This window comes from Zobellella iuensis, from assembly GCF_016746085.1.
Lineage (GTDB): Bacteria > Pseudomonadota > Gammaproteobacteria > Enterobacterales > Aeromonadaceae > Oceanimonas > Oceanimonas iuensis.
This window is the reverse complement of record NZ_JAERTZ010000004.1, coordinates 75,466-102,300: the sequence shown is the minus strand read 5'-3', so window position 1 is coordinate 102,300 and position 26,835 is coordinate 75,466. Positions and strand designations below refer to the sequence as shown.

At 61.6% G+C, this 26,835-nt stretch carries 30 protein-coding genes; 13 read left to right on the top strand and 17 right to left on the bottom strand.

The genetic code is table 11. The annotated features are described in order from the left end of the window. Positions 1-2: 2 nt before the first annotated feature. The 4 genes from JKV55_RS02230 to JKV55_RS02220 form a co-directional block, all read right to left on the bottom strand. Entirely contained in the window at positions 3-776 is a 774-nt protein-coding gene (locus tag JKV55_RS02230; protein ID WP_202082115.1) for a type IV toxin-antitoxin system AbiEi family antitoxin, read from the bottom strand. A 139-nt stretch (positions 777-915) separates the two neighbouring features. Continuing rightward, on the bottom strand, positions 916-1,428 hold the full coding sequence (locus JKV55_RS19855) for a tyrosine-type recombinase/integrase (RefSeq protein ID WP_237332613.1): 513 nt from the start codon (positions 1,426-1,428) through the stop codon (positions 916-918). 63 nt (positions 1,429-1,491) lie between these two features. Beyond that, on the bottom strand, positions 1,492-1,695 hold the full coding sequence (locus JKV55_RS19850) for an Arm DNA-binding domain-containing protein (protein ID WP_255511227.1): 204 nt from the start codon (positions 1,693-1,695) through the stop codon (positions 1,492-1,494). Between the two features lie 197 nt (positions 1,696-1,892). Continuing rightward, complete coding sequence (locus tag JKV55_RS02220; RefSeq protein WP_202082114.1) at positions 1,893-2,756, bottom strand: YicC/YloC family endoribonuclease; 864 nt, start codon at positions 2,754-2,756, stop codon at positions 1,893-1,895. Positions 2,757-2,915: 159 nt separating this feature from the next. Between JKV55_RS02220 and rph the strand changes: the two genes are divergently transcribed. After that, positions 2,916-3,641, top strand: a complete 726-nt coding sequence (gene rph / locus JKV55_RS02215; RefSeq protein ID WP_202082113.1) for a ribonuclease PH — start codon at positions 2,916-2,918, stop codon at positions 3,639-3,641. A gap of 22 nt (positions 3,642-3,663) precedes the next feature. Then, positions 3,664-4,305, top strand: coding sequence for an orotate phosphoribosyltransferase (gene pyrE / locus JKV55_RS02210; protein WP_202082112.1), 642 nt, complete (start codon positions 3,664-3,666; stop codon positions 4,303-4,305). Between the two features lie 48 nt (positions 4,306-4,353). On the opposite strand, the gene mscS is transcribed toward pyrE, so the two are convergent. The 4 genes from mscS to coaBC all read right to left on the bottom strand — a co-directional run bounded on the left by mscS (position 4,354) and on the right by coaBC (position 7,582). Beyond that, a complete protein-coding gene (mscS, locus tag JKV55_RS02205; protein WP_202082111.1) occupies positions 4,354-5,229 on the bottom strand; it encodes a small-conductance mechanosensitive channel MscS in 876 nt (291 codons plus the stop codon). Positions 5,230-5,314: 85 nt separating this feature from the next. Continuing rightward, on the bottom strand, positions 5,315-5,914 hold the full coding sequence (slmA, locus tag JKV55_RS02200; protein ID WP_094040660.1) for a nucleoid occlusion factor SlmA: 600 nt from the start codon (positions 5,912-5,914) through the stop codon (positions 5,315-5,317). 17 nt (positions 5,915-5,931) lie between these two features. Continuing rightward, positions 5,932-6,387, bottom strand: coding sequence for a dUTP diphosphatase (gene dut / locus JKV55_RS02195; protein WP_094040659.1), 456 nt, complete (start codon positions 6,385-6,387; stop codon positions 5,932-5,934). Beyond that, entirely contained in the window at positions 6,374-7,582 is a 1,209-nt protein-coding gene (gene coaBC / locus JKV55_RS02190) for a bifunctional phosphopantothenoylcysteine decarboxylase/phosphopantothenate--cysteine ligase CoaBC (protein ID WP_202082110.1), read from the bottom strand. The genes dut and coaBC overlap by 14 nt, the downstream gene beginning before the upstream one ends. A 107-nt stretch (positions 7,583-7,689) precedes the next feature. Between coaBC and radC the strand changes: the two genes are divergently transcribed. The 4 genes from radC to mutM all read left to right on the top strand — a co-directional run bounded on the left by radC (position 7,690) and on the right by mutM (position 9,817). After that, entirely contained in the window at positions 7,690-8,364 is a 675-nt protein-coding gene (gene radC / locus JKV55_RS02185; RefSeq protein ID WP_202082210.1) for a RadC family protein, read from the top strand. 131 nt (positions 8,365-8,495) lie between these two features. Continuing rightward, the gene (rpmB, locus tag JKV55_RS02180) at positions 8,496-8,732 is read left to right on the top strand and encodes a 50S ribosomal protein L28 (protein ID WP_014291125.1); all 237 of its coding nucleotides are present in this window, start codon (positions 8,496-8,498) and stop codon (positions 8,730-8,732) included. 11 nt (positions 8,733-8,743) lie between these two features. Beyond that, positions 8,744-8,911, top strand: coding sequence for a 50S ribosomal protein L33 (gene rpmG / locus JKV55_RS02175; protein WP_094040656.1), 168 nt, complete (start codon positions 8,744-8,746; stop codon positions 8,909-8,911). 93 nt (positions 8,912-9,004) lie between these two features. After that, on the top strand, positions 9,005-9,817 hold the full coding sequence (gene mutM, locus JKV55_RS02170; RefSeq protein WP_202082109.1) for a bifunctional DNA-formamidopyrimidine glycosylase/DNA-(apurinic or apyrimidinic site) lyase: 813 nt from the start codon (positions 9,005-9,007) through the stop codon (positions 9,815-9,817). 24 nt (positions 9,818-9,841) lie between these two features. Here the strand turns inward: mutM and coaD are convergent, their stop codons facing one another. After that, positions 9,842-10,321 (bottom strand): pantetheine-phosphate adenylyltransferase, encoded by a 480-nt coding sequence (coaD, locus tag JKV55_RS02165; protein ID WP_202082108.1) that lies wholly within the window; start codon positions 10,319-10,321, stop codon positions 9,842-9,844. A gap of 77 nt (positions 10,322-10,398) precedes the next feature. Here coaD and JKV55_RS02160 point away from each other — a divergent pair, with 77 nt between their 5' ends. Next, a complete protein-coding gene (locus JKV55_RS02160; protein WP_202082107.1) occupies positions 10,399-11,424 on the top strand; it encodes a glycosyltransferase family 9 protein in 1,026 nt (341 codons plus the stop codon). On the opposite strand, the gene JKV55_RS02155 is transcribed toward JKV55_RS02160, so the two are convergent. Then, entirely contained in the window at positions 11,393-12,172 is a 780-nt protein-coding gene (locus JKV55_RS02155) for a glycosyltransferase family 2 protein (RefSeq protein WP_202082106.1), read from the bottom strand. The two genes, JKV55_RS02160 and JKV55_RS02155, sit on opposite strands and share 32 nt — an antisense overlap. Next, complete coding sequence (locus JKV55_RS02150; RefSeq protein WP_202082105.1) at positions 12,169-13,230, bottom strand: glycosyltransferase family 9 protein; 1,062 nt, start codon at positions 13,228-13,230, stop codon at positions 12,169-12,171. The genes JKV55_RS02155 and JKV55_RS02150 overlap by 4 nt, the downstream gene beginning before the upstream one ends. An 84-nt stretch (positions 13,231-13,314) precedes the next feature. On the opposite strand from JKV55_RS02150, the gene JKV55_RS02145 reads away from it, so the two are divergent. Next, a complete protein-coding gene (locus tag JKV55_RS02145; RefSeq protein ID WP_202082104.1) occupies positions 13,315-14,022 on the top strand; it encodes a 3-deoxy-D-manno-octulosonic acid kinase in 708 nt (235 codons plus the stop codon). Here JKV55_RS02145 and waaA read toward each other — a convergent pair. The 3 genes from waaA to waaF are packed head-to-tail and all read right to left on the bottom strand — an operon-like array spanning position 14,007 to position 17,088. Next, positions 14,007-15,272, bottom strand: a complete 1,266-nt coding sequence (gene waaA / locus JKV55_RS02140) for a lipid IV(A) 3-deoxy-D-manno-octulosonic acid transferase (RefSeq protein ID WP_202082103.1) — start codon at positions 15,270-15,272, stop codon at positions 14,007-14,009. The genes JKV55_RS02145 and waaA overlap by 16 nt on opposite strands. An 8-nt stretch (positions 15,273-15,280) precedes the next feature. Further along, the gene (locus JKV55_RS02135; RefSeq protein WP_202082102.1) at positions 15,281-16,042 is read right to left on the bottom strand and encodes a glycosyltransferase family 25 protein; all 762 of its coding nucleotides are present in this window, start codon (positions 16,040-16,042) and stop codon (positions 15,281-15,283) included. A 14-nt stretch (positions 16,043-16,056) separates the two neighbouring features. Further along, positions 16,057-17,088, bottom strand: a complete 1,032-nt coding sequence (gene waaF, locus JKV55_RS02130; protein ID WP_202082101.1) for a lipopolysaccharide heptosyltransferase II — start codon at positions 17,086-17,088, stop codon at positions 16,057-16,059. Positions 17,089-17,160: 72 nt separating this feature from the next. Between waaF and JKV55_RS02125 the strand changes: the two genes are divergently transcribed. Continuing rightward, positions 17,161-18,228 (top strand): glycosyltransferase family 9 protein, encoded by a 1,068-nt coding sequence (locus tag JKV55_RS02125; protein ID WP_202082100.1) that lies wholly within the window; start codon positions 17,161-17,163, stop codon positions 18,226-18,228. A 67-nt stretch (positions 18,229-18,295) separates the two neighbouring features. Here JKV55_RS02125 and JKV55_RS02120 read toward each other — a convergent pair whose 3' ends face one another. Then, entirely contained in the window at positions 18,296-20,068 is a 1,773-nt protein-coding gene (locus tag JKV55_RS02120) for a bifunctional glycosyltransferase family 4 protein/polysaccharide deacetylase (RefSeq protein WP_202082099.1), read from the bottom strand. Between the two features lie 14 nt (positions 20,069-20,082). Further along, positions 20,083-21,036, bottom strand: coding sequence for an ADP-glyceromanno-heptose 6-epimerase (gene rfaD, locus JKV55_RS02115; RefSeq protein WP_202082098.1), 954 nt, complete (start codon positions 21,034-21,036; stop codon positions 20,083-20,085). Between the two features lie 141 nt (positions 21,037-21,177). On the opposite strand from rfaD, the gene JKV55_RS02110 reads away from it, so the two are divergent. The 3 genes from JKV55_RS02110 (at position 21,178) to tdh (ending at position 24,166) form a co-directional block, all read left to right on the top strand. Continuing rightward, on the top strand, positions 21,178-21,840 hold the full coding sequence (locus JKV55_RS02110; protein WP_202082097.1) for a TetR/AcrR family transcriptional regulator: 663 nt from the start codon (positions 21,178-21,180) through the stop codon (positions 21,838-21,840). A gap of 96 nt (positions 21,841-21,936) precedes the next feature. Beyond that, entirely contained in the window at positions 21,937-23,127 is a 1,191-nt protein-coding gene (locus JKV55_RS02105; RefSeq protein WP_202082096.1) for a glycine C-acetyltransferase, read from the top strand. 13 nt (positions 23,128-23,140) lie between these two features. Next, positions 23,141-24,166: an L-threonine 3-dehydrogenase gene (tdh, locus tag JKV55_RS02100; protein ID WP_202082095.1), complete on the top strand. Its 1,026-nt coding sequence runs from the start codon at positions 23,141-23,143 to the stop codon at positions 24,164-24,166. A gap of 142 nt (positions 24,167-24,308) precedes the next feature. Here the strand turns inward: tdh and JKV55_RS02095 are convergent, their stop codons facing one another. Continuing rightward, complete coding sequence (locus JKV55_RS02095) at positions 24,309-25,322, bottom strand: substrate-binding domain-containing protein (protein WP_202082094.1); 1,014 nt, start codon at positions 25,320-25,322, stop codon at positions 24,309-24,311. A 319-nt stretch (positions 25,323-25,641) separates the two neighbouring features. Here JKV55_RS02095 and JKV55_RS02090 point away from each other — a divergent pair, with 319 nt between their 5' ends. After that, complete coding sequence (locus tag JKV55_RS02090; RefSeq protein ID WP_237332611.1) at positions 25,642-26,757, top strand: branched-chain amino acid ABC transporter substrate-binding protein; 1,116 nt, start codon at positions 25,642-25,644, stop codon at positions 26,755-26,757. Positions 26,758-26,835: the final 78 nt, after the last annotated feature.

The following is a 26,835-nucleotide window of genomic DNA, read 5'->3' as shown; positions in this document are numbered from 1 at the left end:
ATTTACATCTCCTTCGGCACGGTGATCTGCCAGGTTGGCTCCAGCTTGCCGCCTTTGGCGAGCAGTCGCTTACCGGTTCCAAGCGCATAATTTTCCGGTGTCAGGTGCTTGAGCCAGGCGTGTTGGTGTCTTCCTGCCAGCCAGAGGAAGAGCCGTTTCGCTTTGATACTGCAACAGGCTTTCAGCAAGGCGTCCAGCTTGCGTGGCGAGAGGTTGTGCAACCCTTGCATAAGCTGGTCGGCATGTTCAAAGCTGATGGTGTTGGGCACCGCTGCCAAGAGCTCGAGAATGGCTTTTTCCGGACAGGAATAGTGCAGTGGGGGGAGTGATGCCTGCCAGTTGTCTTGCCGGAGGTACTTATCGTCTTGCATCAGCGTCTCGGGCCACAGGCGGCGCGTTCCGTGCCACTCAAACCGTGCTGGAACGTCGATTCTGCCTAGCCATCGGGGAAGCGCGGCATCGGAATAGAGCTGAACCCTTGGCTTGCTTCCCTTGGACAGGTAATGGCCAAGGCCTTCCAACTCTAACGCGATCAAGCCTCCGACATGGACAGGCGCATCGGACATGCGCTGCAAGGATGCAACGATTCCTTTCCAGGACAGCCTTGCTTCCTGCCTGGCGTAAACACCGGCTACGAGAGGGATCAGGGTCTGGTTGCGCACCGCATTGTCCAGAAAATGCAGGTTGAACCCTTGTGCCTCCAGCCATGATTTGGTGGCCACCATATCCAAGGGCAGCACCTTCTGTAGCTGCTGTCTGGCTTCAGTATTCAGCATGGCTGGCCTCAACGTGGTTTGTAAACAATAAAATATACGTTGATTATTGACGTGATTTAGATATTTATCAAACCAATTCGCTTCTGTAGTTTGTTAATTTTCAATTTCACGCCAATTAATGCCGTGAAAATTATGGTTTTCAAACCCCGTCAAAGCTGATGTTGCCATTTGCATCACTGCCACAACTGCGGATTTTCAGTTCTTCCAACCCCAACAGCGCCGCGTCACTGAGTGGAATGTCGATCGCCCGGCGTTTCTTGGTGCGGTTTTTGGGGAGATGCCACACTCGGTTTTGCAAATCGAACTCGTGCCATGGCGCGGCAAGCAACTCCATTTTTCTCGTACAGGTCGTGATCAACAAAGCACAGGCCAAATAGTTCTCTCGACTGAATTGTGCCGGGATCCTTCTGAGCTTGGTAAAGAACTCAAGGACTTCGGCTTCGGTCATTGGGTCGTTGGCGGCTTGTTCCTCCCCACCGGCATCCCTGGGCCGGAAAGGACTGGCAGGGTTGAACTGGGTGACATCGAGCGGTCTTATCTTCTCCAACTCGACCTTGCCTATGTGCCAGGCAACCTCACGTTCGTAAAGACTCTTGTCTTTTTCGTGGGTAGCAATTTCCCGCTGGCGAAGCTGATGGTAGTCGGCAGACAAATCGTTCAGCGTTTTGAAGGGGTTCTGATTAGCCTTCTTACGTTATTGGACCTGATCGGCTCCCTATCGTTTTATCGCGAACCTCAGCCTTACCGCTTCATCCCGGGCGTCGGCCAGTGACCAGTCGTCCACTTTACCGATGCTGTACTCGCGCCGGAGCTTGGTCGTTGGTGTGGTGTAGCGCAACATCCAGTAGCCATCGCCACGCTTAGGCGTCATCAGGTACAGCCCATCGCCATCGGCATGCCGGACCGACGGTTTTGCCATGCAGCTTACCCATGATCTGCCTCAAAAAAGTTGGGGAGTACAATCTCGACTAAAAGCTATAGCGAGAAAGTACTCCCCAATCTACTCCCCATAACTACCCAAACAAAATAGAGCACTTTCGGACTTTACGACCTTCAATGTCATCTATATTGCTGATATTTATGTGCTTTTGTTGCATATCTGAAAAGCTGAAGAGATCACTCTATATTCTGGATCTGCTCCCGCATCTGCTCGATTAGCACCTTCAGCTCCACCGCCGAGGCGGTGATGTTGGCGTTGATCGACTTGGAGCCCAGGGTGTTGGACTCGCGGTTGAACTCCTGCATCATAAAGTCCAGCCGCCGGCCACAGGCGCCGCCTTTCTTGAGGATCTTGCGGGTTTCGCCGATATGGGTGGCGAGGCGGTCCAGCTCTTCGGCCACGTCCACCTTCTGGGCCAGCAGCACCATTTCCTGCTCCAGCCGCTGCGGGTCCAGCTCCAGTTTGGCCTCCTCGAAGCGCTCCTGCAGGCGCTGGCGTTGCCAGGCGAGCACGTCGGGCATATGGGTTTTCACCTTGGCCACTTCCTGCTCTATGCCGGTAAGCCGCTGTTCAATCAGTTCTTTCAGCTTGCCGCCTTCGCTGGCGCGGGCGGCGAGGAAGTCGTCGATGACCTTGTCCAGGCAGCCGATTAGGGCACTGCTGAGGGCATCCATATCCTGGGCCTGGGCTTCCATCACCCCGGGCCAGCGCAGTATGTCCATCGGGTTCATGCTGCCGTGGCCGGCCTTTTCCATCACCCAGGTGGCACCTTCGATCAGCTGTTCGGCCAGGGCCTTGTTCATCTGCAACTGGCCCTGGTTGGCCAGGTTGGACTCGAAGCGCAGGCCGCATTCCACCTTGCCCCGTTGCAGCCGGGCGCGCAGTTTTTCCCGTACCAGGGGCTCCAGGCCGCGGAACTGTTCGGGCAGCCGGGTGTAGGTCTCCAGGTAGCGCTGGTTGACCGAGCGGATTTCCCACACGGCGGTGCCCCAGTCTTGCTTGAATTCCTGACGGGCATAGGCGGTCATGCTGTGGATCATGGGGTTCTCATCTGGTAATTGGGCGTCATACCCAGAGTGTGACACAGGGTGGGGCCGGCGCCAATGGCGGACGGCATGCAATGGCCGGCCGCTTTCTCTATAATGGCGGCGTTTCGCCCGCCGGGCGATGCCGGTTTTTTATCCCCATTGGAGAATCTCATGTCAACACGAGCCAGCGGTCGCGCGGCCGATCAAATCCGGCCGGTCACCATTACCACCCATTATACCCGTCACGCGGAAGGCTCTGTGCTGGTGGAATTCGGCCATACCAAGGTGCTCTGCACCGCCACCGTGGAAACCGGGGTGCCCCGTTTCCTCAAGGGCAAGGGACAGGGTTGGGTAACGGCGGAATACGGCATGCTGCCCCGTTCCACCCACAGCCGGATGCATCGTGAGGCGGCCAGGGGCAAGCAGGGTGGCCGCACCATGGAAATCCAGCGGCTGATTGCCCGCTCTTTGCGGGCGGCGGTGGATCTCAAGGCCCTGGGCGAGTACACCATCACCGTGGACTGCGACGTGATCCAGGCCGACGGCGGCACCCGTACCGCCTCCATTACCGGGGCCTGTGTGGCCCTGGCCAATGCCCTGCAATGGATGCAGGAAAAGGGCATGATTGCCGCCAGTCCCCTCAAGACCCTGGTGGCCGCCGTGTCGGTGGGCATTGTCGATGGCCTGGCGGTGACGGATTTGGAATACACCGAAGACTCGGCGGCGGAAACCGACATGAACGTGGTGATGACCGCCGAGGGCAAGATGATCGAGGTGCAGGGCACGGCGGAAGGAGAACCCTTCAGCCACGAAGAGCTGCTGGCCATGCTGGCCCTGGCCCGACAGAGCATCAACGAGCTGGTGGAGCACCAGCGCCGGGCCATTGCCGGCCTGTAACACGAGCGGAGATAAGGAAAGCATGAAAGCCTACCAGCGTGAGTTTATCGAGTTCGCCATGAGCAAGTCCGTGCTCAAGTTCGGCGAATTCACCCTTAAATCCGGGCGCAAGAGCCCCTACTTCTTCAATGCCGGCCTGTTCAACAGCGGTCGGGATCTGGCCCGGCTGGGCCGCTTCTACGCCGCCGCCCTGGTGGACGCGGGCGTGGCGTTCGACGTGCTGTTCGGCCCGGCCTACAAGGGTATTCCCATCGCCAGCGCCACCGCGGTGCAACTGGCCGAGGTGCACGACCTGGACGTGCCCTACTGCTTCAACCGCAAGGAAGCCAAGGAGCACGGCGAGGGCGGCAACCTGGTGGGCAGCCCGCTTGCCGGACGCATCATGCTGGTGGACGACGTGATCACCGCCGGCACCGCCATCCGCGAGTCCATGGACATCATCCAGGCCAACGGCGCCACCCTGGCCGGGGTGCTGATCGCCCTGGACCGCCAGGAAAAGGGCAAGGGCGAGCTGTCCGCCATCCAGGAAGTGGAGCGGGACTACCAGGCTCAGGTCACCGCCATCATCACCCTGGCGGATCTGATTGAATTTCTGGGCGAAAAGCCGGAGATGGCCGAGCATCTGGAACGGGTCCGGGCCTACCGGGAGCAATACGGGATCTAATAAAAAAGCCGCTGAAAAGCGGCTTTTTTGTGGCTGATGGCGGCGGAGTCAGGCAACTTCCTGCTTTAAGCGCTGGGGCTCCTTCTGGTGCAGGTGCACATCCATCTGCGGGAAGGGGATGCCGATGCCGTTGGCGTCCAGCTCGTTTTTGATCTTTTCCAGCAGATCGAAGCGCACCGTCCAGAAGTCTTCGGCCTGCACCCAGGGGCGGACGATAAAGTCGACGGAGGAGGCGCCCAGGTTGTTCACCGCGACGCGGCACTCGGGTTCTTTCAGGATGCGCGGATCTGCGTTGACGATGCGGGTCAGCACTTCCTTGGTTTTCTTCAGGTCGGCGCTGTAGGCGACGCCGATCACCAGGTCGATGCGGCGGGTCTTCTCCCTGGAGTAGTTGATGATGTTGTCGTTGAGGATCTTGGCGTTGGGCACCACTATCATGCGGTTGTCCGGGGTCAGCAGTATGGTGGTGAAGATTTGCACCGAGTGCACCGTGCCGGCGGTGCCGGCCGCCTCCACGTAGTCGCCGGCCTTGAAGAAACGGAAGCCGATCAGCAGCACCCCGGCGGCGAAGTTGGACAGGGAGCCCTGCAGCGCCAGGCCCACGGCCAGGCCGGCGGCACCGACGATGGCCACGAAGGAGGCGGTCTGTACCCCGACCCGGCTCATGGCGGCGATGAGCACGAAGGCGAGCAGGCCGTACTTGATCAGGCTGGTGACGAAGTCGGAGATGGTGCTGTCGACCTTGCGCGCCTTGAGTACCTTGTTCAGGCCGCCGGTCAGCATGCCGACCGCCATGAAGCCGATGATCAGGGTCAGCAGGGCGGCGGCGATATTCACCGAATACTCGATGAGCAGCCCCTGGTTGTTGAGGATCCAGCTCTGGGCCTCGTTCAACATATCGGTATTGAGCAATTCTGTATCCATAATCGTGTCTCTCTCGTTATTGTTGGTTTTGGTCGCGCCCTTGCCGGTGGGGCCGGCAAGGGCGGGGGAGCAGTGACGACAGGCGTCAGGCGGCCACGGCCAGCTGCCGGTGCAGCAATTGCCAGTGGCTGTCGAAGTTGTGGGTGGGTTTGATGCGGAACTGGCTGCGAACGTACTGGTTGATGCGGCCTTCCGCGTAGGCCAGCAGCAGGTTGGCCAGCACGGTTTCGTTTTCGGCGAAGCCTTCGCCCTCGTAGAGGCGGCGCTCGCGCATCACCTGCTTGAGCTGGGTTTCCAGCCGGTCGAACAGCTGGTTGATGCGCGCCAGCAGCCGCTCGTGCTCGCCCTGCAGGGCATCGCCGTTGAGCAGGCGGGTAATGCCGGGGTTGCGTTCGCAAAAGCCCAGCACCAGCTGCAGTATGTAGCGCAGGCGCAGGGCGCTGTCCTTCTCATCCTGAAGAATAAGATTGATCCGGGAAAACAGGGTTTCCTCGATGAAGTCGATCAATCCCTCAAACATCCGGGCCTTGCTCGGAAAGTGGCGGTAAAGCGCCGCTTCCGACACGCCTACCGCCGCCGCCAGCTTGGCGGTGGTGATCCGCTGCCCCGGGCTGGTTTCCAGCATGTGGGCCAGGGCCTGCAGGATTTGTTCACGACGGTTTTTCTTGTTCTGGGTATTGGCCATAGGCGCACTCAACTTGGTTAGTGGCGACCGGAAGAGCCGAAACCGCCTTCTCCCCGCTCGCTTTGGTCAAATTCGTCAACTACCGTAAATTGGGCCTGCACCACGGGCAGGATCACCAACTGGGCGATGCGCTCCCCCGGCTGTATGGTGAAATGATCCTTTCCGCGGTTCCAGCAGGATACCATTAACTGACCCTGGTAGTCAGAGTCAATCAGGCCAACCAGGTTGCCCAGTACGATGCCGTGCTTATGGCCCAGGCCGGAGCGGGGCAGTATGGTGGCGCACAGGCCGGGGTCCTGGATATGGATGGCGATGCCGGTGGGGATCAGGGTGGTGTCGCCCGGGGCCAGCTCCAGCGGGGCGTCCAGGCAGGCGCGCAGGTCCAGCCCGGCGGAGCCCGGGGTGGCGTAGGCCGGCAGCGGGAAGTCGGTGCCCACGCGGGGGTCGAGGATCTTCAGTTCAATGGCGTTCATGGTATTGGTCTGCAATCAGAGTCATCAGGTGCCTGGCGAGCAGGGTCTTGCCGGCCAGGGGTAAATCGGTCCGGCCTTGTGGCCAGAACACGGTGAGGGCGTTGTCGTCGCTGTTGAAGCCTTGCCCGGCCTTGGCCACATCGTTGGCCGCGATCATGTCCAGCCCCTTGCGGCTGAGCTTGTCCCGGGCGTATTTTTCCACATCCCGGGTTTCCGCCGCAAACCCTATGGTAAAGGGCTTGTTCGGCAGGGCCGCCACCTCGGCCACGATATCGGGGTTTTTGGTCAGTTCGATGACCAGGGTGTCGCTGGCGGTTTTCTTGATTTTCTGCTCGGCGACGGTTTTGGGGGCGTAGTCGGCCACGGCGGCGCAGGCGATGAAAATCTGCTGCTCCGCGATGTGTTCCATCACCGCCCGGTGCATCTGGCGGGCGCTTTCCACCTCGATGCGGGCCACCCCGGCCGGGGTGGCCAGGCCGACGGGGCCGCTTACCAGGGTCACCTCGGCGCCCAGCTCAAGCGCCGCCGCCGCCAGGGCGAAGCCCATCTTGCCGGAGCTGTGGTTGGAGATGAAGCGCACCGGGTCCAGCGCCTCGCGGGTGGGACCGGCGGTAAGCATCAGTTTAACGCCCGCCAGGGGCCGGGCTTTGGGGGCGAAATGACGCTCTACCTCGGCCACCAGCTCCATCGGCTCCAGCATTCGGCCCGGTCCCACGTCGCCACAGGCCTGCTCGCCTTGGGCCGGGCCCCAGATCGCCAAGCCGCGGCCGGCCAGGGTCGCCAGGTTGGCCTGAGTGGCGGCGTGGCGGTACATCTGCTGGTTCATGGCCGGGGCCACCGCCACCTGGGCCGGGGTGGCCAGGCAGAGGGTGGTGAGCAGATCGTCGGCCAGTCCGGCGGCCAGCCGGGCCAGGGTATTGGCGCTGGCCGGGGCGAGCAGCAGCAGCTCGGCCCAGCGGGCCAGTTCGATGTGGCCCATGCCGGCTTCGGCGGCCGGGTCCAGCAGGGAGTCGGACACCGGCTCGCCCGATACCGCCTGCAGGGTAAGCGGGGTGATGAAGGCCTTGGCGGATTCGGTCATCACCACCCGGACCTCGGCGCCCCGCTCCTTGAGGCGGCGCACCAGCTCGGCGCTCTTGTAGGCCGCGATACCGCCGGTGATGCCGATAACTATGCGTTTTCCCGTTAATGACATGGCTGCGTTCCCAAACTGGACAGGCCGCAAGATTACCACAAACGGGTGAATTGTGGGGCCCGGGCGGGGGCTGGACTAGGCTTTAACGGTTGGGTGGGAGGGGCATGATGAGCATCAAGGACTGGCCGGAGGGGGAGCGCCCCCGGGAAAAACTGCTGAGCCGGGGGCCTGCCAGCCTGTCGGATGCGGAGTTGCTGGCGATTTTTCTGCGCACTGGCGCCAAGGGCATGGACGCGGTGACCCTGGCGCGTACCCTGCTGAGCCGGTTCGGCTCCCTGCGCCAGCTGCTGCTGGCGGATCGGCACCGTTTCTGCGAGGGGCCCGGCCTGGGGCTGGCCAAGTTCGTGCAGCTGCAGGCGAGCCTGGAGCTGATGCGCCGCTTTCTCGATGAAAAGCTGGTGCGCGAGCATGCCCTCACCAGCCCGGAGCTGACCCGGCAGTATTTGCAGGCGCAACTGCGGGATCGGCCGCGGGAAGTGTTCGCCCTGCTGCTGCTCGACAATCAGCACCGGGTGATCCGCTTCCATGAGCTGTTCTACGGCACCCTGGATGCGGCGGCGGTGTACCCGCGGGAAATCGTGGCCCTGGTGCTGAAACTGGGTGCCGCCGCGGTCATTTTGGTGCATAATCATCCATCCGGAGTGGCCGAGCCCAGCCGGGCGGATCGCATGATCACCGAACGTATTCAGGCCGCCCTGGGGCTGCTGGATGTCCGGGTGCTGGATCATCTGGTGGTTGGTGATGGTGAAACCGTATCCTTTGCCGAGCGTGGCTGGCTTTAGTGCCGGACGCTCGGCTTTTAGTTGATCTCGAGCGCGGTATGCTGTATAAATTGCCGCCTTATTTTGCCCCGATAGACGGCCAACGGGGTGATTAATTGCTCGAGCAAAAGTAAGTTTTGGAGAAGACTGACATGTCTAAAGTATGCCAAGTAACTGGTAAGCGGCCAGCTGTTGGTAACAACCGCTCTCACGCCAACAACGCCACCAAGCGTCGCTTCCTGCCCAACCTGCAGACTCACCGTTTCTGGGTTGAAAGCGAGAAGCGTTTTGTAAAACTGCGCATCACCACCAAGGGTATGCGTATTATCGACAAAAAAGGTATCGACAGTGTCCTGGCTGACCTGCGTGCCCGTGGCGAAAAGGTTTAAGGAGATAACCCATGGCTAAAGGTATTCGCGAGAAGATCCGCCTGAATTCCAGCGCTGGTACTGGTCACTTCTACACCACTACCAAGAACAAGCGCAACATGCCCGAGAAAATGGAGATCAAAAAATTTGATCCCGTGATCCGCCAGCATGTGATCTACAAAGAAGGCAAAATCAAGTAAGATTTTGCTCTTCTAAAAAACCCGGCCCCGGCCGGGTTTTTTTATGGCCGCCACCTTGGCTATACTGCCGCCTCAGCGCAACGGGAGGGCGAGATGCCGGAGTTACCAGAAGTCGAAGTCAGCCGTTTGGGCATAACCCCTCATCTGCTGGGGGAGTCGGTGATGCGGGTGGTGGTGCGCAACCCCAGCCTGCGCTGGCCGGTGCCGGCGGAAATCCAGGAGCTGGTCGGGCTCACCATCGTCGGCATTCGCCGCCGGGCCAAGTACCTGCTGCTGGAAACCGACTGGGGCACCGCCATACTGCACCTGGGCATGTCCGGCAACCTCAAGGTGCTGCCCCAGGGCACGCCGGCGGGCAAGCATGATCATGTGGATATCGAGCTGGCCAACGGCAAGCTGCTGCGGCTCAACGATCCGCGCCGCTTCGGTTGCCTGCTGTGGACCCGGGAGCCGGTGGAGCAGCACCCGCTGCTGGCCAGGCTGGGGCCCGAGCCGCTCACCGAAGCCTTCGACGGCGACTACCTCTACCAACGCAGCCGGGGCCGCAAGACGGCGGTCAAGCAGTTCATCATGGATAACCAGATCGTGGTGGGGGTGGGCAACATCTACGCCAACGAGTCGCTGTTCGGCGCCGGCATCAGCCCCAAACGGGAGGCGGGCAACATCGGCCGGGAGCGTTACCTGACACTGGCCGGGGAGATCAAGGCGGTGCTGGCACGGGCCATCGGCCAGGGCGGCACCACCCTGAAGGACTTTACCGGCAGCGACGGCAAGCCCGGCTACTTCGTACAGGAGTTGCAGGTGTACGGCCGGGCCGGCCAGCCCTGCACCCGCTGTGGTGCCCTGCTGCGCGAGGTGCGCATGAACGGCCGCAGCACCGTGTTCTGCCCGCTCTGCCAGCGGTGACGGCCCGGCTTTACAGCCAAGCCTTCAGCCCAGCTTCCTGGCCACCGCCTCGGCCACGGCGGCGGGCACGAACTGGCTGATATCGCCGCCGTGAATCGCCACTTCCTTCACCAGGGTGGAGGAGATAAAGGAGTTTTCCTCCGCCGGGGTGAGGAAGACGCTTTCCAGCTCCGGCATCAGCCGCCGGTTCATGTTGGCGAGCTGGAATTCGTACTCGAAGTCGGACACGGCGCGCAGGCCGCGGATCAGCACCCCGGCCCGGTGTGCCCGGGCGAAGTCCACCAGCAGGCCGGAAAAGCCCACTACCGTGACGTTGCCCAGTTGTCCGGTGACTTCCTTCACCAGCTCGACCCGCTCGTCCAGCGAGAACATGGGCCGCTTGCTGGGGCTGAAAGCCACCCCCACTATCACCTTGTTGAACAGTCGAGAGGCCCGCTCTATCAGATCCAGGTGGCCGTTGGTGATGGGATCGAAGGTGCCGGGGTAGATGACCCTGATGCTCATGGAATGTCCTTATTGGCAAACGCAGCTAAAGAGTTTGGGGTAGAATACCGCAGCACAAGAACAAGGTGGAGCGCGATATGAAACGGGTGTTGGTGGTACGCAACGACAAGATAGGTGATTTCATGCTGGCCTGGCCGGCTTTTGCCATGCTCAAGGCCTCACTCGGCTGCGAGGTCGTCGCCCTGGTCCCTTCCTATACCCGCGAGCTGGCCGAACTTTGTCCGAGCATCGACCGGGTGCTGCTGGATCCGGGCAAGCAGGCCCCGCCCGCCGCCCAGGCTGAGTTGCTGGCACAGCTCAAGACCGAGCGGTTCGATGCGGTTATCTGTCTGTTTTCCAATTTTCGCAACGCCAAACTGATGTGGCAGGCGGGCATCCCCCAGCGCTGGGCACCGGCCACCAAGCTGGCCCAGGTGCTCTACAACCACAGGGTGACCCAGCGCCGCTCCCGCTCCGCCAAGCCCGAGTACGAATACAACCTGGATCTGGTGCGGGCCTTCCTGCGCCATCATGGGGTGGCGGCGGTCGAGCCGGCGCCACCCTACCTGCGCTTCGAGGCCGCCGAGCTGGCGGCCTTCCGGGCTTCGCTGTCGGCGGCGCTGGGGCTGGCGGCCGAGCGGCCCTGGCTGTTGGTGCACGCGGGCAGTGGTGGCTCGGCCAATAACCTCTCGGCCGGCCAGTATGCACAGCTGATACGGCAGTTGTGTGGCCAGTTCCCGGACGCCCAGCCGGTGCTCACCGCCGGCCCCGGGGAAGCGGCGCTGGCGGAGCGGGTCGCGGCCGAGACCGGGGTGGGGGCCGTGGTGGCCCGGGATCTGCCCCTGCCGGCCTTCTGCCGGCTGCTGGCCTGCGGCAGCCTGTTCGTGGCCGGCAGCACCGGCCCCTTGCATATCGCCGCCGCCCTGGACGTGCCCACGGTGGGCTTTTTCCCGCTGCGCCGCTCGGCTACGCCGCTGCGCTGGCGGCCGCTCAACAGCGAGGGGCGGCACCTGGCCTTTCATCCCCCCGGCGAGGCCGGGGAGCAGGTGGAGGACATGAGCCGGGTGGAGATCGGCGCCGTGGCGGCGGCGGTCAGTCCCTGGGCCCGGACGTTTCTGTCCTGATCCAGAGATCGGCGTACTTCACGAAGGTGGAGTGGGCCGACAGCAGGCTGAGCAGCAGGCCCTGCCGACCGTCCAGAAAGCCCGCCTTCAGCAGGTACATCTTGAGGAAGCAGCCCACCCCGTGCAGCAACCCCTGGGCCAGGGAGCCCTTTTTGCCCCGCTCGGCCCGCTGCCGGGCCCAGGCGGCGGCGTAGCCGGCCGACTTCACCAGGTAGTGCTCCAGATCCCGGTAGGTGTAGTGCAGCAGATCCCCCCGCAGGCGGGCGGTTTTGATGCCCGGCTTCAGCTCCACCTTCTCGTGCACCAGGGCGTCGTTGTAGCCGGTGAGGGCCCTGGGGTAGAGCCGCAGCACCCGATCCGGGTACCAGCCGCAGTGGCGGATAAAGCGGCCGAACACCCAGGACAGGCGGGAAATGGCGTAGACGGTATCGCCGGTGGGACGGGCCAGCACCGCCTCGATGCTGGCCCTGAGTTCGGGGGTGACCCGCTCGTCCGCGTCCACCCACAGCACCCAGTCGGACTGCACCCTGCTCTGGGCCAGTTGCCGCTGGCGGCCGAAGCCGGGCCAGTCGGTGTTCTCGAAGAAGCGGGCCCCGGCGGCCTCGGCCACTTCCCGGGTGCGGTCGGTACTGCCCGAGTCCAGCACCACGATTTCGTCCACCCAGTCCAGGGTGGCCAGGCAGTCGGCCAGGTTGTCCGCCTCGTTCTTGACGATCAGGACGGCGGCGAGGGTGGGGCGCTGACTCATGAAGGCTCCTGTAACAGATTGAAATCCCGGGTGATGCGGTCGAACTGGGCAATCACCTGGTCGAGGGTGATGCGTTGCATGGCGTGCGGATCCCTGACCCGGGTGCGCCAGGGCAACTGGGCGGGGGTCTTGCCGGTTTCCGCCAGCAGGGCCTCTTCGTAGACGCTGACCACGTAGTCCCGGCAGCGGTAGGGGCCGGTGCGCCGGGGGTTGTGGTGGGCGTAGAGGCCGATAACGGGGGTGTCGACCAGGGTCGCCATATGGGCGGGGCCGGTATCCGGCGCCACCACCAGGCTGGCCGCTTCGATCAGGGCCAGCAGTTGCGGCAGGCTGGTCTTGCCCACCAGGTTTTCGTCGATGTTGTCGCCAAGATTGCAGATGTTCGCTGCCAGCTCCTGCTCCATTCTGGCGGGGCTGCCGATCAGTATCACCTTCATACCGCGCCCGTGGGCGTGATCGGCGAGGGCGGCGTAGCCTTCGGCGGTCCAGTTCTTGTAGGCCTTGCTGGCGGCGGGGCAGATCAGCAACAGCGGACGGTGGTCCCGGTGCGGGCGGGCCCAGTCCCGGGCCGCCTCCGGCAGGGGCAGGGACCAGCGCGGGGCGAGATCGTCCAGCCCCAGCGCCCGGCCGAAGCCCATAAAGCCGTCCACCACATGGTCGCCGGTGGCGGCCACCCTGAGGTTGGTGAACAGCCACTGCCCGTCCTTGGCCCGCTCCCGCTCGAAACCCAGCCGGTATCGGGCCCTGACGCCCAAGCTGGCGATGCTGGCGCGCAGGGCCGCCTGCATATGCAGCAGGGCGTCGAAGCGGCGTCCCCGCAGTTGTCGCCACAGGGCGAGATAGCCCTTCCAGCCGGCCTTCTTGTCGAAGGGGATCACCTCCACCCCGGGCAGCAGCTGCAGCAGGCCGGCTTCCACCCTGCCGGTTATCCAGGTGATACGGGTCCGGGGCCACTGGCGCTGGATGGCCTGAACCAGGGCCACCGCGTGGCAGCAGTCGCCGATGGCGGACAAACGCAGCAAACAAAGGGAAGACGGGGGCGAGCTGAACAGGGCCATGGGTGCACTCTCTTGGATCCGAGTCCGGCATTATGCAAAGCCCGGCGGGCCATGTAAAATCCGTGTTTTGGTCTGGGGGTGGAAATGGAACGGATAGAGCACGGCTCTGAAATTATCTGGTACGATCCCGAATGCTTCGGCGCATTCAAGCGGGATTACTTCGAAATCGACTACTGGCGCGAGCAAAATGCCATCCGCGGCAAGGCGGTGGGGCGCAACACCACCTGGTTCGTGGAGGACGAGGTGGGCGACAAGGTGCTGCGCCACTACTACCGGGGCGGCATGATAGGCCGGGTGATGGAGGATACCTTTCTGCACGTGGCCGAGTCCAAGAGCCGGGCCATGGCGGAATTCACCGTGCTGGCCAAGCTGCACCGCCGTGGCCTGCCGGTGCCCCGGCCCTGCGCCGCCCGCATGGTGCGCTCCAACCTGGTGTACCGGGCCGACATCATCCTGACCCGTATCAACCATGCCCGTGATCTGGTGGCCATCCTCAAGGAACAGGCACTGGGCTCCCAGGAATGGCAGGGTATCGGCAGGACCATCCGCCAGTTCCATGACGCCGGCCTCTATCATGCGGATCTCAACAGCCACAACGTGCTGCTGGACGACGGCGGCAAGAGCTGGCTGATCGACTTCGACAAATGCCATTTCCGCCAGCCCGGCAGCTGGTCCCGGGAGAACATGGAGCGGCTGCTGCGTTCCTTCCGCAAAGAGCAGGGCCTGCACCCCGGCTTTCACTGGGATGAGCAGGACTGGCAGGCGCTGCTGAGCGGTTACAGGGCGAGCTGATCCTGGATCAGGGCCTGGGTCCTGGCCAGGGCGCCCTTGTTGGTGGCGACCACCGCCCGGGCCCGGCGGCCCATGGCCCGGGCCTGCTCCGTATCGGCGAACAATTGCTCCAGGGCGGTGGCCAGTTCGCCGCCGTCGGCGATGATGCGGGCGCCTCCGGCATCGAGCAGCTGGCGGCTGATGTCGCCGAAATTGAAGGTGGAGGGGCCGGTCAGCACCGGCTTGCCCAGGGCGGCGGGCTCCAGCAGGTTGTGGCCGCCCCGCTCGATCAGGCTGCCACCGACAAAGGCGATGTCGGCCGCCGCCAGCATCAGCGGCAGCTCGCCCATGGTATCGCCCAGATAGACCTGGGTCTGCGGGCCGGGATTGCCCTCGGTACGGCGGCAGAGGGCCAGGCCCTGCCGCGTCACCAGCTCCGCCACCTGGTCGAAACGCTGGGGATGGCGCGGCACCAGTAGCAGCAGGGCATCGGGGTGCCGTTGCAGCAACTGGCGATGGACGGTGAGGAGCTGATCGTCTTCGCCTTCGTGGGTGGAGGCGGCGATCCAGAGCGGGCGTTGGGCGCCCAGCTGCTCGCGCAGTTGCCGGCCCTGTTCGACGACGGCCTCGCCGTACTCGATATCGAACTTCACCGAGCCGGTGACGCTGAGCCGCTCGCGGGGCACACCCAGCCCGGCGAAGCGCTCGGCATCGTCCCGGTGCTGGCAGGCGAGATGAGTGATATTGGCGGATAATAGCCGGAATATGCCGTGAAAACGCCGGTATCTGGCGGCGGAGCGGGCCGACAACCGGGCGTTGAGCACCAGCACCGGCAACCGGCGCCGGCCGCAGGCGTGCAGCAGGTTGGGCCAGAGTTCGGTTTCCATGATCAGCAGGGCCCGCGGCCGGAGGCGGCGCATAAAGCCTGCCACCGCCCAGGGGAAATCCAGCGGCGCATAGCGGTGCTCCACCAGGGCGCCCAACTTGGCCACCTGATCCGCCCCGGTGCGGGTGGTGGTGGTGACCACTATGGCAAGCGCCGGATGGGCGGCCTTTAGCGCCTTGATCAGGGGAGTGGCGGCCACCACCTCGCCCACGCTGACCGCATGCAGCCAGAGCGGTCTTGCTGTCGAGGTTGGCCTGACCCAGCCCAGGTGCTCCGGCCAGCGCCGGCCGAACCCCGGTTTGCCTCGTTTGGGCCAGTACAGCAGCCCCAGCAGCAGCGGGCTGAACAGGTGGATAAGCAGGTTGTAGAGTAAGAGATATCCCATAAGCAGGGTTAACGTTTATTAAGAAAATAGCTAAGGTTAAAAAGATTTCTTCTCATGATATTCAGATATCTAAAATATTCTTTTCTGATCCGGGTAGCTATTTTTCTTTTGGGCTTTTTAACGCCGCCAATATCGGATGCGACTCCGCGCTGATTGACTAATGGAGGCTCGATGCCATAGTTGCACTGGCCATTAAGGTACTCCATATCCATATAATCATCTACCGGCCACCACCACTTTTTACTGTGCGACAGGAACCTTTCCGCTGCAACTGGAGTTATGATATAGGCGTGAGCACAGCTGGGGCCACGAAGATATTTGACCAAGCGGTGTTGCTCATCTACATCTCGCTCTACCTTCCATTTAGGAAGGAACTTCAGGGAGTGTTTTGCCGTTCCTCTTCCTAGACGGATATAGTGGTAATCGTCGAGCAGGGCGCTGCACTCATGGAGTATCGATGGCAGATCTGCTGAAAGTTCGACATCATCTTCCAGCACCAGTATGTTGGCCTTTTCTTTTACACTGAGCTGCCATACTCCCCGATGACTAGCGAAGCAACCTCTCTCTCCTAAGGTAAGGGAGTGCCCCTTTTCGAACAATCTTTTCCTGTCATCGTATAGTGCAAGGTCTGGATCTGTATTTTCTCTGCCATTGACTGCACTGAAAAGGGTGTAGGTCAGGCCCAGTTCAGCGAGTCTTCTCGATACGTATTCTCTTCTTTCGAAAGACGAGGGCAGGTTAATAACGACAATCTTGATTTCTTTATTCATTACGCCACTCTGTGTCATAACATGTTCTCAAGCTTGCTTATGACAAGCTGGGCTGGCAGCTCTTTCAGGCACTTGAGGTGTCCGAGCGGGCACTCCCGCTTAAAGCAGGGACGGCATTCAATATCGGTATGCACCACGGCGACCCGCTCGGCCAGCGGCGGGGTATAGCGGGGCGAGGTGGAGCCGTAGATGCCGACCAGGGGGCGCTGCAGGGCGGCGGCGATATGCATCAGCCCCGAGTCGTTGGAGACCACGGCAGCGCTGAGCGCCATCAGGTCGATGGCCTGGTGCAGCGAGGTTCTGCCCGCCAGTATCTGGCAATGCTCCTGCAGCCTCTGCGGCAGGTGGTGTTTGATGGCCTCGGCTACCGGAATATCCTTGGTCGAGCCGAAGATCCACACCTGTCGGCCCTGTTCGATCTGGTGTTGGGCCACCTCGGCGTAGTACTGCTCCGGCCAGCGTTTGGCCGGCCCGAACTCGGCGCCCGGGCAGAGGCTCAGGACCGCTCTGCCGGTTGTCAGGCCCAGTTCGGCCAGGGCTTTTTGCTGGTTGGATAAGTCGACTTGTAACGCGGGCCAGGGCAGTTCGGGGAGACAGTGGTTATCCCTCATCTGTGCCTTGGGGTAGGCCAGCGACACATAGCGTTCCACCATCAGCGGAAAATCGGCCTTGTTGTTGCGCAGATCGTTCAGCAGGCCGTAGCGGGACTCGCCCTTCCAGCCGGTGCGTTTTTTGATGCCGGCAAACAGCGGGATCAGCGCCGATTTGAGGGAGTTGGGCTGGATGATGGCCCAGTCATAGCCCTCGGCGGCGAGCTTCCTGCCCAGGCGGAACCGCTCGGCCAGTTTAAAATCCCCATGGCCCAGCGGCATAACGATGGCCCTGTCCACCTCCGGCATCCGCTCCAGCAGGGCGCAGCACCAGGCCGGTGCCATCACATGCAGCTTGGCGCCGGGATGCTGCCGCTTCAGGGCGATATAGAGGCTCTGGGACATCACCATGTCGCCCACCCAGGAGGGGCCTATGATCAGGATTTTGTTCGTCATTGAGAATGTTTCCTCTTTGGCAGGCAAGCATTATACAATGCCAGGTAACTATTGACTCGGTTTAATACAGTTATGCTCAAGAAGTGGATATCCTCACTGCAACTGGCAAGAGACATCTGGCGTAGAAAGCTGGGGATCTGGTTATTCGACCGCCAAGGTGTGGCATTTAAACCGGATGGAGTCTTGAAGAGGGTGGTTCTGGTCCGTTGGGACGCCAAGTGGGGTGACTCCATCGTTTCTTCCTTTATTTTCCGGGAGTGGCGAAGAAGCTATCCTGATATCCGGCTGGATGTGATTACTACACCCAATATGTCCGCCTTGTTCCGGAAATATTTTTCTGCAGATCACGTCTATGAAATAAGAAAACGTCCTAGTTACGGTGAGCTGAATCAACTGGCGGCCGAACTGGGTGAAATGGATTTGTTGGTGCATCTTAGCAACGCATTGAAGATGAAAGATATTTTCTTTATGAGTCGAGTGAAGAGCAGAGCCATAGCGGGGTTGGACGAACAGGTCGGGCTGGTGAACTTGACGTTGGGTCGGTCTGGCAGAGGAAAGCATTTTTCAGAAAAATTTCGCTTGTTGCTTGAGAGAACCGGCGCAGACATTGAAAGCACCTCCTATATAGTGCCCGACGATATTGAAGCACAGAGAAAGGTCGATGTGTTTCTGGCCAGCTTGGACAAGCCATTGCTCGTTTTCAACCCTTACGGGAGTGGCCAATCGAGGCAGCTGAATCAAGAAAAGATAGGGGAAATACTGGGTGTGCTGCTGAGGCAGCGAGAGGATATCCATGTCGTCATTTTGACCACGCCGGAAAAAAAAGGTGAGGTGGAAAATATATGTCATGGTCATGAACGGGTTTTTTATTACCCGGACACTAAATCAATATACGATTCTATTGCCATTATGCGCAGGGCGGATTGGGTCATTTCCGTCGATACAGCGACGGTTCATATTGCGGTGGGTTTGGGCAAGAAGCTGTTGGCTTTTTATAACCCGGACGATGAAAACTTTGCCGAATGGGGACCCAATGATAACGACACCCTGGTATTGTTCTCCTCGCCGCATGTACCGCCCGATATGAACCGCCTTTCCCAGGAGCATTACACGCCTTTGCTGCGGCAGTTGCTTCGATAGTGATGAGCGGGCTTGTCGCGAATCATGCCCGGTCCGGCCACCGGGCATGTGTACAGTGTCTCTGTCGTTACTTCCCCATGGCTTTCCTGAACACATAGTCCCCCTTGATCTTCCGCCACAGCCCGAACACGTCGGTGCGGGGAAAGATGGCGATACGGCGGATCTGGTAAGGGTCTTCGTGCATGGCCAGGGGGCCGCTGTTGGTGGCCACGGCGAAGGGGTAGCCCAGCGTTTGGGCCAGTGCCTTGCTGTCTGCGTTATGGCTGCCGAAGGGGTAGGCGAAGGAGGCGAGGGGCCGGCCCAGCAGCTGTTCCAGTTGCGCCTTGTTATCGGCAATTTCCCGTCGCTGTTCTTCCCTGCTCAGGGTGTCCAGGTGCGGGTGGGTCAGGGTATGTCCGCCGAATTCCACCAGGCCGGAGTCGGCCATTTCCTTGATCTGCTCAGGATTCATCAGCTCGACCCGCTTTTCCGGGTTGTCGGGCTGCTCCACGTCCCAGCGGTTGAAGCGCTCGCCGGTGACCAGGTAGATCACCGCCTTGAAGCCGTATTTTTTCAATAGCGGGAACAGCAGCTCATAGTTGTCCCGGTAGCCGTCGTCCACCGTGATGATGATGTACTTCTTGCCGGGCTCGAGCCGGCTGGCCAGGCCCTGGTCGGCCAGATCGGCGAAGGTGAGGGTCTCATAGCCCAGGCGCTTGAGCAGCTTGAAGTGCTTTTCCAGCATGTTTACGTGCAGATAGGTGCCATGTACGCCTTTTTCGCTGTCATCGCGGATAAAGCGGTGGTACATGACGATGGGCACTTCCCGCCGCAGCCGGTGCACATAGACGCTCTGGTAGTGTTGCTCCAGCTGGTCGGCCACGGTGACGAGATCGTAGCCCTTTCTGACCCGATCCATGACTTCGGGCGCCGTGCCCTGGCTGGCCAGCGCCGTCGCTATCCGCTCGGGCAAGGCGGCAAAGTCGATATCCAGATCCCTGGGCCCGATATCACCGAAGTTGCCGGCCATGGCGGCATCGATATTGTCGGGCGTCACCAGCCCCGGGGCGCTGGCTTCGCCGATGGCGAAGGTGGGCCTGCCCATCAGGATGGACTCCATCGCCACCCGGCCGGCGCCGATCACCAGATCGGAGGTGGTCATCAGCCCGGGCACGTCCCGCACATAGCCGAGAAAGTCGACCTTGTCCTGAAAGCGCTGGAAGCGCTCGGGAAGCTCGGAGCCGGAGGCCACCTGCACCCGGTACCTGTCGGTATCCAGGCACTGATCCAGCAGCCGGTAGCAGAGCTCGCCCTTGGGGCCGGTGAGCCGGCCGACGATGCTGATCACCGGCCGTTCATTCACCGGTGCCGGCACGGGCTGGTAGTGACGGGTGTCGATGCCGTTGCGGCCGATGGCGATCAATCCGGGATCGACGCCAAGGGCGCTGATCAGCTGGTCCCGCACCGCCTCGCACACCGCCAGGGCACGGTCGCCCAGGGCGTGGAATTTCTTGCGCGAGGCGTGCACCGGCTGGCGGCCGTGTACCGAGGTGAGCATGGGGCTACCGGTCAGTTTGCAGGCCACATAACAGCTCCAGCTGGAGGCGCGGCTGTGGGCATGCACCAGCTGGATGCGGTGCTTTTTGATGAGATAAATCAGGTAACCCACATGCCAGAAGCGACGGGGGAGGCTGCGCTTGTTGAAGCGCAGCCGGAAGAACTGGCCCTGGTGTGGCTTGGTCAGGGTGTCGGAGACATAAAACACCCGGTGCCCGCGCCGGCTCAGTTCGTCGCCGAGGGTGGTGGCATACACCTCGGCCCCGGTCACCTCCAATTGGGACAGCGCCATCAGTATATTCATGAGCGGCCCGGACGTTACTTGTTCAACCAGGCCATGTATTCGGCCACCCCTTCGGCCACCGTTCTGAAGCCGTGGGGGTAGCCGGCGGCGCGCAGTTTGGTCAGGTCGGCCTGGGTAAAGCTCTGGTAGCGGCCCTTCAGCTGGTCGGGGAAGGGGATGTACTCAATCTGGCCCTTGCCATGGTGCTTGATCACCGCCTCGGCCACGCTCTTGAAGGGTTCGGCGCGGCCGGTGCCGCAGTTGAAAATGCCGGAAACCTGCGGGTTCTGCCAGAACCAGAGGTTGACCTTGCAGACATCATCCACATAGATGAAGTCGCGCATCTGGCCGCCGTCGGGGAAGCCGTCGCAGCCCTCGAACAGCCTGGGGTTCTCGCCCTTGTGCAGTTGGGTGTTGAGGTGAAAAGCCACGCTCGACATGCCGCCCTTGTGCTGCTCGCGCGGGCCGTAGACGTTGAAGTACTTGAGCCCCACCACCTGGGACTGGATGTCCGGCTGCAGGCGGCGCACATACTGGTCGAACAGCTGCTTGGAGTAGCCGTAGACGTTGAGCGGCTGCTCGTACCGGGGTTCTTCGATAAAGTTGTCGTTACGGCCGCCGTAGGTGGCGGCGGAGGAGGCGTAGATAAAGGGGATGTCCCGCTCCAGGCAGTAGTGCAGCAGATCCTTGGAGTACTCGTAGTTGTTCTCCATCATGAACTTGCCGTCCCACTCGGTGGTGGCGGAGCAGGCGCCTTCATGGAAGATGACCTCGATGCCGCCCCACTCCTCGAACTCGTCGCCGGACACGATGCGGTGCAGGAACTCGTCCTTGTCCAGGTAATCGGCGATGGTCAGATCCACCAGGTTGACGAACTTGGTGCCGTCGGTCAGGTCGTCGATCACCACCACGTCGGTCCGCCCCTGCTCGTTCAGGCTCCTCACCAGATTACTGCCGATAAAGCCGGCGCCGCCAGTCACAATGATCATCAAAGTCTGCCTCTTGCTGGCCGGAGTCTGTCCGGCAAAACGGGGTAAAGTAGGCAAAAGCTTACCATGGTTCGGCGGCAGAAAACTAACCCGCTTGCCTGTGTTACTATTCAGTTATGTCAGTGAGTTTTGGTTAACCGCATGAAAACCAAGGACCGTATTGTCGCCGCCGCCCTGCAGTTGTTCAACGAGCAGGGGGAGGCGAATGTTACCACCAATCATATCGCCGCCCATCTGGGCATCAGTCCGGGGAATCTTTACTATCATTTTCGTAACAAGAACGACATTATTCACCGTATCTTCGAGCAATACTCCGATCATTTACGCAAAAGTTTCACTCCTGTCACCGGCCCCGCCAGTGCCAGCCCGGCGGTGTGGTTCCACTACCTGGACGCCATCTTTTATGTAATGTGGGAATTCCGCTTCTTCTACGCCAACCTCAATGACATCCTGCGCCGGGATCCGGAGCTGCATAGCAAGTACCTGGCGGTGCAGCGGGAGCTGGAAATCAACCTGCAGGCGCTGCTGCGGGAGCTGAACGCCCAGCAGGTGCTGGCCATCCCCGACCAGGAGATAGAACCCCTGACCCAGACCCTGAAGATGGTCGTCTCCTTCTGGGTCAGCTACCAGTCGGCCCAGTCGCTCAACCCCCGCATCAGCCAGGCGGTGCTGTACGAGGGTGTGGCCCGGGTGCTGCTGCTGCTCAAGCCCTACTTCCACCCGGAGAAGGGAGCCGAACTGGCCAAATTGTCGGAGCATTATCAGGCCCTGGCCCGTGCGCCCAGTGATCCCTTTCACAAATAGCCAGCTTGATCAGAATATATTGTGTCAAAGGAGATTGTTGATAGTAAAATGACCTGAAATCAACCCAGTCAGCCAGATTGATAACGGGAGTTCAGTATGTCGTTGGCATTTTATGCTCATATCAGTGAGCAATTGGCGCAAACCAAGGCCGAAGGGCTCTACAAGCAGGAGCGGGTGATCACCTCGCCCCAGAGTGCGGCCATCGAGGTCGGTCAGCGGGAAGTGATTAACTTCTGTGCCAACAACTACCTGGGGCTCGCCAACCATCCCGAGCTGATCAAGGCGGCCCAGCAGGGGCTGGACAGCCACGGTTTTGGCATGGCCTCGGTGCGTTTTATCTGCGGTACCCAGGATCTGCACAAGCGGCTGGAGGCGGAGCTGTCCGCCTTCCTCGGCATGGAAGACAGCATCCTCTACACCTCCTGCTTCGATGCCAACGCCGGCTTGTTCGAAACCCTGCTGGGGCCGGAAGACGCCATCATCTCCGATGCCCTCAACCATGCCTCCATCATCGACGGGGTGCGGCTGTGCAAGGCCAAACGCTACCGCTATGCCAACAACGACATGACCGAGCTGGAAGCCTGCCTGCAGCAGGCCACCGCCGACGGCGCCCGTTTCAAGCTGATAGCCACCGACGGCGTCTTCTCCATGGATGGCGTCATCGCCAACCTCAAGGCCATCTGCGACCTGGCGGACAAGTACGACGCCCTGGTGATGGTGGACGACTCCCACGCCGTGGGCTTTGTGGGCGAGCAGGGCCGGGGCACTCCCGAGTACTGTGGTGTGATGGATCGGGTCGACATCATCACCGGCACCCTGGGCAAGGCCCTGGGCGGCGCCTCCGGCGGTTATACCGCAGGCAAGCAGGAAATGATCGACTGGCTGCGCCAGCGCTCCCGCCCCTACCTGTTCTCCAACTCGGTGGCGCCGGCCATCGTCGCCGCCTCCATCCAGGTGCTGGACATGCTGAAAGACGGCGACGAGCTGCGACGGAAAGTGCGGGAAAACAGCGACTACTTCCGGGAGCAGATGACCGCCGCCGGCTTTACCCTGGCGGGCAAGGATCACGCCATCATTCCGGTGATGCTGGGCGACGCCGCCCTGGCGGCCAACATGGCCGACAGGCTGCTGGAGCGGGGCATCTATGTCATCGGTTTCTCTTTCCCGGTGGTGCCCAAGGGCCAGGCCCGCATCCGGACCCAGATGTCGGCGGCCCACAGCCGCGCACAGCTGGACCGGGCCATCGCCGCCTTCACCGAAGTGGGCCGGGAACTGGGTGTGATTTAAGGGGAGCATGACGATGAAAGCACTGGCAAAACTGAAAGCGGAACCCGGCATCTGGATGACGGAGGTGGTCGAGCCCGAACTGGGCCACAACGATCTGCTGATCAAGATCCGCAAGACCGCCATCTGCGGTACCGATATCCACATCTACAACTGGGACGACTGGTCCCAAAAGACCATCCCCGTGCCCATGGTGGTCGGCCACGAATACGTGGGCGAGGTGGTGGCCATCGGCCAGGAAGTGCGCGGCTTTGAAATAGGCGATCGGGTGTCTGGCGAGGGCCATATCACCTGCGGCCACTGCCGCAACTGCCGTGCCGGCCGCACCCACCTGTGCCGCAACACCGTGGGGGTGGGAGTGAACCGGGAGGGCGCCTTCGCCGAGTACCTGGTGATCCCGGCCTTCAATGCCTTCAAGCTGCCGGACGAGATTTCCGATGATCTGGCCTCCATCTTCGACCCCTTCGGCAACGCGGTGCACACCGCCCTGTCCTTCGACCTGGTGGGCGAGGACGTGCTGATCACCGGTGCCGGCCCCATCGGCATCATGGCTGCCGCCGTGGCCCGCCATGTGGGTGCCCGCCATGTGGTGATCACCGACGTCAACGAGTACCGCCTCGAGCTGGCCCGCAAGATGGGCGTGACCCGGGCGGTCAACGTGGCCAAGGAAAAGCTGGACGACGTCATGGCCGAGCTGGGCATGACCGAGGGCTTCGACGTGGGCCTGGAAATGTCCGGGGTGCCGGCGGCCTTCCGCGACATGCTGGACAAGCTGAACCACGGCGGCAAGGTAGCCATGCTGGGCATACCGCCCTCCGACATGGCCATCGACTGGAACAAGGTGATCTTCAAGGGCCTGGTGCTCAAGGGCATCTACGGCCGGGAGATGTTCGAAACCTGGTACAAGATGGCCAGCCTGATCCAGTCCGGCCTGGATCTGACTCCCATCATCACCCACCACTTCAAGGTGGACGACTTCCAGCAGGGCTTCGACGTGATGCGCTCGGGCCAGTCCGGCAAGGTGATACTGGACTGGCAGTAAGCCGCCCCCACCTGGTTAAACAAGGGCCCGCCTCGGCGGGCCCTGTTCTTTGGGAAATCCGGCGATATGGGATCCTCTGTCGGCTTCCGGCTTCCGGCTTCCGGCTTCCGGCTTCCGGCTTCCGGCTTCCGGCTTCCGGCCCCTAATCCCTGCTCCCGGGCGGACATACCGATTCCCGCACCACCAGCCGAGGCTTGAGCTCCAGCTGTTCGGGCTGGTGATCCTTTTCCTTGATCCGCTTCAGCAGCAGCTCCAGGGCCCAGCGGCCCAGGGTACGCTTGGGATGGGAGATGGTGGTCAGCGGCGGGCTGGTAAAGCGTGCCATATTGACGTCGTCATAGCCGATCACCGAAATGTCCTGAGGTACCCTGAGCCCGGCCTGGGTGATGGCGCAGATGGCGCCGAAGGCCATGGTATCGCAGAAGGCGAACACGGCACTCGCCCTGGCCTGCTGCCGCAGCAACTGCTGCATGGCCTGGTAGCCGCTTTCGCTCTCGAAATCCCCCTCGATAATATGCTCGGGCGGCAAGCGGAGGCCGGCCTCGGCCAGTGCCCGGGTAAAGCCGTCCAGCCGCAGCCGGCTGGTGCCCTTGTGCAGGTGGCCGGTGATGCAGGCAAAATCCCTGTGGCCCTGCTCTAACAGGTATTTTCCCGCAAGATAGCCTCCAATGTCGGCATTATCATGAATAATGTCGGCGAAGTGGTTGTCCCGGCTCCAGTCCAGCATGACCAGCGGCAGCTTGGGTTGCTGTTGCAGCAGTTCGGTGAGGGAAGGGGGAGTATCGGTGCAGATCACCAACAGGCCGTCGACCCGCTTTTCCAGCAGCATGCGCAGGTGCATCAGCTGCCGTTCGGGCTGGTTCTCGGTATTGCACAGGATCAGGCTGTAGCCCAGCTCGAAGCAGAGATCCTCCACCGCCTGCACCACTTCCGCGAAAAAAGGATGGACGCTGGTGGTGACCAGCATGCCGATGGTACGGGTATTGTTGACCTTGAGGCTGCGGGCTACCGAGTTGGGGGCGTAGTTGAGCTCCTGTACCGCCTGCTCCACCCTTGCCCGGGCCGATGCGCTTACCTTACGGGTCCGGTTGAGCACGTGGGAGACGGTGGAGATGGATACTCCCGCCTGTGCTGCCACATCTTTGATGGTCGCCATGCTGAAACCTCGGGCTGAGAAAGAACGTATATTAGCAAATCTAATCGGTCAGTGGCGGTTTTATGCCCACCGCCAGGCGCGGCGGCGATGCCTGCCGGCAGGTTTCCGGATTAGCCATGGTTGTCCCGATTCTGTGTCGGGCGTATTTTACGCTATGGCGGAAGCCCCGGATGGGATCCGGCTTCACAATCTTTGTTTTTATTTTGTAACAAGCCCCATCTGGAGCATTTTTCTCTTGTGGAAATCGCGCGCTGGGGTTAGAAAAAAGGCAGACCGGATCATCTCCGGCAAGGCCAATATCAGGACAGAGGGAATTTACATGGTCACAAGGAATAAAAAGGCGGTAGCGGCGGCGGTGTTCGCCGCCCTGGGTTACGGCGCGGCCTTTTCCGCCTCGGCGGAAACCGTAAAAATTGCCATCGCCGGTCCGGTAACCGGTGCCGTGGCCCAGTACGGCGACATGCAGTTCACCGGCGGCCGCATGGCGGTCGAGCTGCTCAACCAGTCCGGTACCCTGGGCGAGTACAGCCTGCAGGCGGTGGAATATGACGATGCCTGCGATCCCAAGCAGGCGGTGGCGGTGGCCAACCGTATCGTCAACGACGGCATCCAGTTCGTGGTGGGCCACCTGTGCTCCGACAGTACCCTGCCGGCGTCGGACGTCTACGACGACGAAGGCATACTGATGGTCACCCCGGCGTCCACCAACCCCGCCATCACCGAGCGCGACCTGGAATTCGTGATGCGTACCATCGGCCTCGACAGTGATCAGGGGCCGACCGCGGCCCGCTACATCCTGGAGCAGGTCAAGCCCCAACGTATTGCGGTGATCCACGACAAGAAGCAGTACGGTGAAGGCCTGGCCTCCAGCGTGCGCGACGCCTTGAAAAACGCCGGTGTCGAGGTGGCGGCCTACGAGGGGATCACCTCGGGTGACAAGGACTTTTCCGCCCTGATTGCCAAGCTGCAGCGTGACCAGGTGGACTTCGTCTATTACGGCGGCTATCACCCGGAACTGGGACTGATCCTGCGGCAATCTGCCGAAAAAGGCTTCAAGGCCCGCTTTATGGGGCCGGAAGGCGTGGGCCACAAGGACATCACCTCCATCGCCGGCGACGCCTCCGAAGGCCTGCTGGTGACCCTGCCCAAGAAATATGACCTGGATCCGGCCAACGCCGCCGTGGTGGAGGCGATCAAGGCCAAGGGCGAGGATCCTACCGGCCCCTTCGTATGGACCACCTATGCCGCGGTGGAAGCCATTGCCGAAGGCATCAAGCGCGCCGGGACCGAGCCGGAAGCCGTGGCCGAGGCGTTGCGTGCCGAGCCGGTGAACACCGTGATGGGCCCGCTGTCCTGGGATGACAAGGGCGATCTGCTCGGTTTCGAATTCGGCGTGTTCGAGTGGCACAAGGACGGTTCCTCTTCCCAGCTGTAAGGGCGAGCTCCTCCTGAAGCAAGCGGGGCCTGCCGGCCCCGCTCTGGTATCCCCCGATTTTCCCGACCGCTCTTACGA

Bases quoted from the DNA above. Each gene is read 5' to 3' on its own strand.
- JKV55_RS02145 (WP_202082104.1), top strand. From the start codon at position 13,315: ATGGAACGGATAGAGCACGGCTCTGAAATTATCTGGTACGATCCCGAA.
- rpmB (WP_014291125.1), top strand. From the start codon at position 8,496: ATGTCTAAAGTATGCCAAGTAACTGGTAAGCGGCCAGCTGTTGGTAAC.
- JKV55_RS02220 (WP_202082114.1), bottom strand. From the start codon at position 2,756: ATGATCCACAGCATGACCGCCTATGCCCGTCAGGAATTCAAGCAAGAC.
- JKV55_RS02230 (WP_202082115.1), bottom strand. From the start codon at position 776: ATGCTGAATACTGAAGCCAGACAGCAGCTACAGAAGGTGCTGCCCTTG.
- rph (WP_202082113.1), top strand. From the start codon at position 2,916: ATGTCAACACGAGCCAGCGGTCGCGCGGCCGATCAAATCCGGCCGGTC.
- waaA (WP_202082103.1), bottom strand. From the start codon at position 15,272: ATGGGATATCTCTTACTCTACAACCTGCTTATCCACCTGTTCAGCCCG.
- coaBC (WP_202082110.1), bottom strand. From the start codon at position 7,582: ATGTCATTAACGGGAAAACGCATAGTTATCGGCATCACCGGCGGTATC.
- mscS (WP_202082111.1), bottom strand. From the start codon at position 5,229: ATGGATACAGAATTGCTCAATACCGATATGTTGAACGAGGCCCAGAGC.
- JKV55_RS02155 (WP_202082106.1), bottom strand. From the start codon at position 12,172: ATGAGTCAGCGCCCCACCCTCGCCGCCGTCCTGATCGTCAAGAACGAG.
- dut (WP_094040659.1), bottom strand. From the start codon at position 6,387: ATGAACGCCATTGAACTGAAGATCCTCGACCCCCGCGTGGGCACCGAC.
- JKV55_RS02125 (WP_202082100.1), top strand. From the start codon at position 17,161: ATGCTCAAGAAGTGGATATCCTCACTGCAACTGGCAAGAGACATCTGG.
- rpmG (WP_094040656.1), top strand. From the start codon at position 8,744: ATGGCTAAAGGTATTCGCGAGAAGATCCGCCTGAATTCCAGCGCTGGT.
- JKV55_RS02120 (WP_202082099.1), bottom strand. From the start codon at position 20,068: ATGAATATACTGATGGCGCTGTCCCAATTGGAGGTGACCGGGGCCGAG.
- JKV55_RS02110 (WP_202082097.1), top strand. From the start codon at position 21,178: ATGAAAACCAAGGACCGTATTGTCGCCGCCGCCCTGCAGTTGTTCAAC.
- JKV55_RS02095 (WP_202082094.1), bottom strand. From the start codon at position 25,322: ATGGCGACCATCAAAGATGTGGCAGCACAGGCGGGAGTATCCATCTCC.
- JKV55_RS02135 (WP_202082102.1), bottom strand. From the start codon at position 16,042: ATGAATAAAGAAATCAAGATTGTCGTTATTAACCTGCCCTCGTCTTTC.
- waaF (WP_202082101.1), bottom strand. From the start codon at position 17,088: ATGACGAACAAAATCCTGATCATAGGCCCCTCCTGGGTGGGCGACATG.
- slmA (WP_094040660.1), bottom strand. From the start codon at position 5,914: ATGGCCAATACCCAGAACAAGAAAAACCGTCGTGAACAAATCCTGCAG.
- JKV55_RS02105 (WP_202082096.1), top strand. From the start codon at position 21,937: ATGTCGTTGGCATTTTATGCTCATATCAGTGAGCAATTGGCGCAAACC.
- tdh (WP_202082095.1), top strand. From the start codon at position 23,141: ATGAAAGCACTGGCAAAACTGAAAGCGGAACCCGGCATCTGGATGACG.
- rfaD (WP_202082098.1), bottom strand. From the start codon at position 21,036: ATGATCATTGTGACTGGCGGCGCCGGCTTTATCGGCAGTAATCTGGTG.
- coaD (WP_202082108.1), bottom strand. From the start codon at position 10,321: ATGAGCATCAGGGTCATCTACCCCGGCACCTTCGATCCCATCACCAAC.
- radC (WP_202082210.1), top strand. From the start codon at position 7,690: ATGAGCATCAAGGACTGGCCGGAGGGGGAGCGCCCCCGGGAAAAACTG.
- JKV55_RS02090 (WP_237332611.1), top strand. From the start codon at position 25,642: ATGGTCACAAGGAATAAAAAGGCGGTAGCGGCGGCGGTGTTCGCCGCC.
- JKV55_RS02160 (WP_202082107.1), top strand. From the start codon at position 10,399: ATGAAACGGGTGTTGGTGGTACGCAACGACAAGATAGGTGATTTCATG.
- pyrE (WP_202082112.1), top strand. From the start codon at position 3,664: ATGAAAGCCTACCAGCGTGAGTTTATCGAGTTCGCCATGAGCAAGTCC.
- JKV55_RS02150 (WP_202082105.1), bottom strand. From the start codon at position 13,230: ATGGCCCTGTTCAGCTCGCCCCCGTCTTCCCTTTGTTTGCTGCGTTTG.
- JKV55_RS19850 (WP_255511227.1), bottom strand. From the start codon at position 1,695: ATGGCAAAACCGTCGGTCCGGCATGCCGATGGCGATGGGCTGTACCTG.
- mutM (WP_202082109.1), top strand. From the start codon at position 9,005: ATGCCGGAGTTACCAGAAGTCGAAGTCAGCCGTTTGGGCATAACCCCT.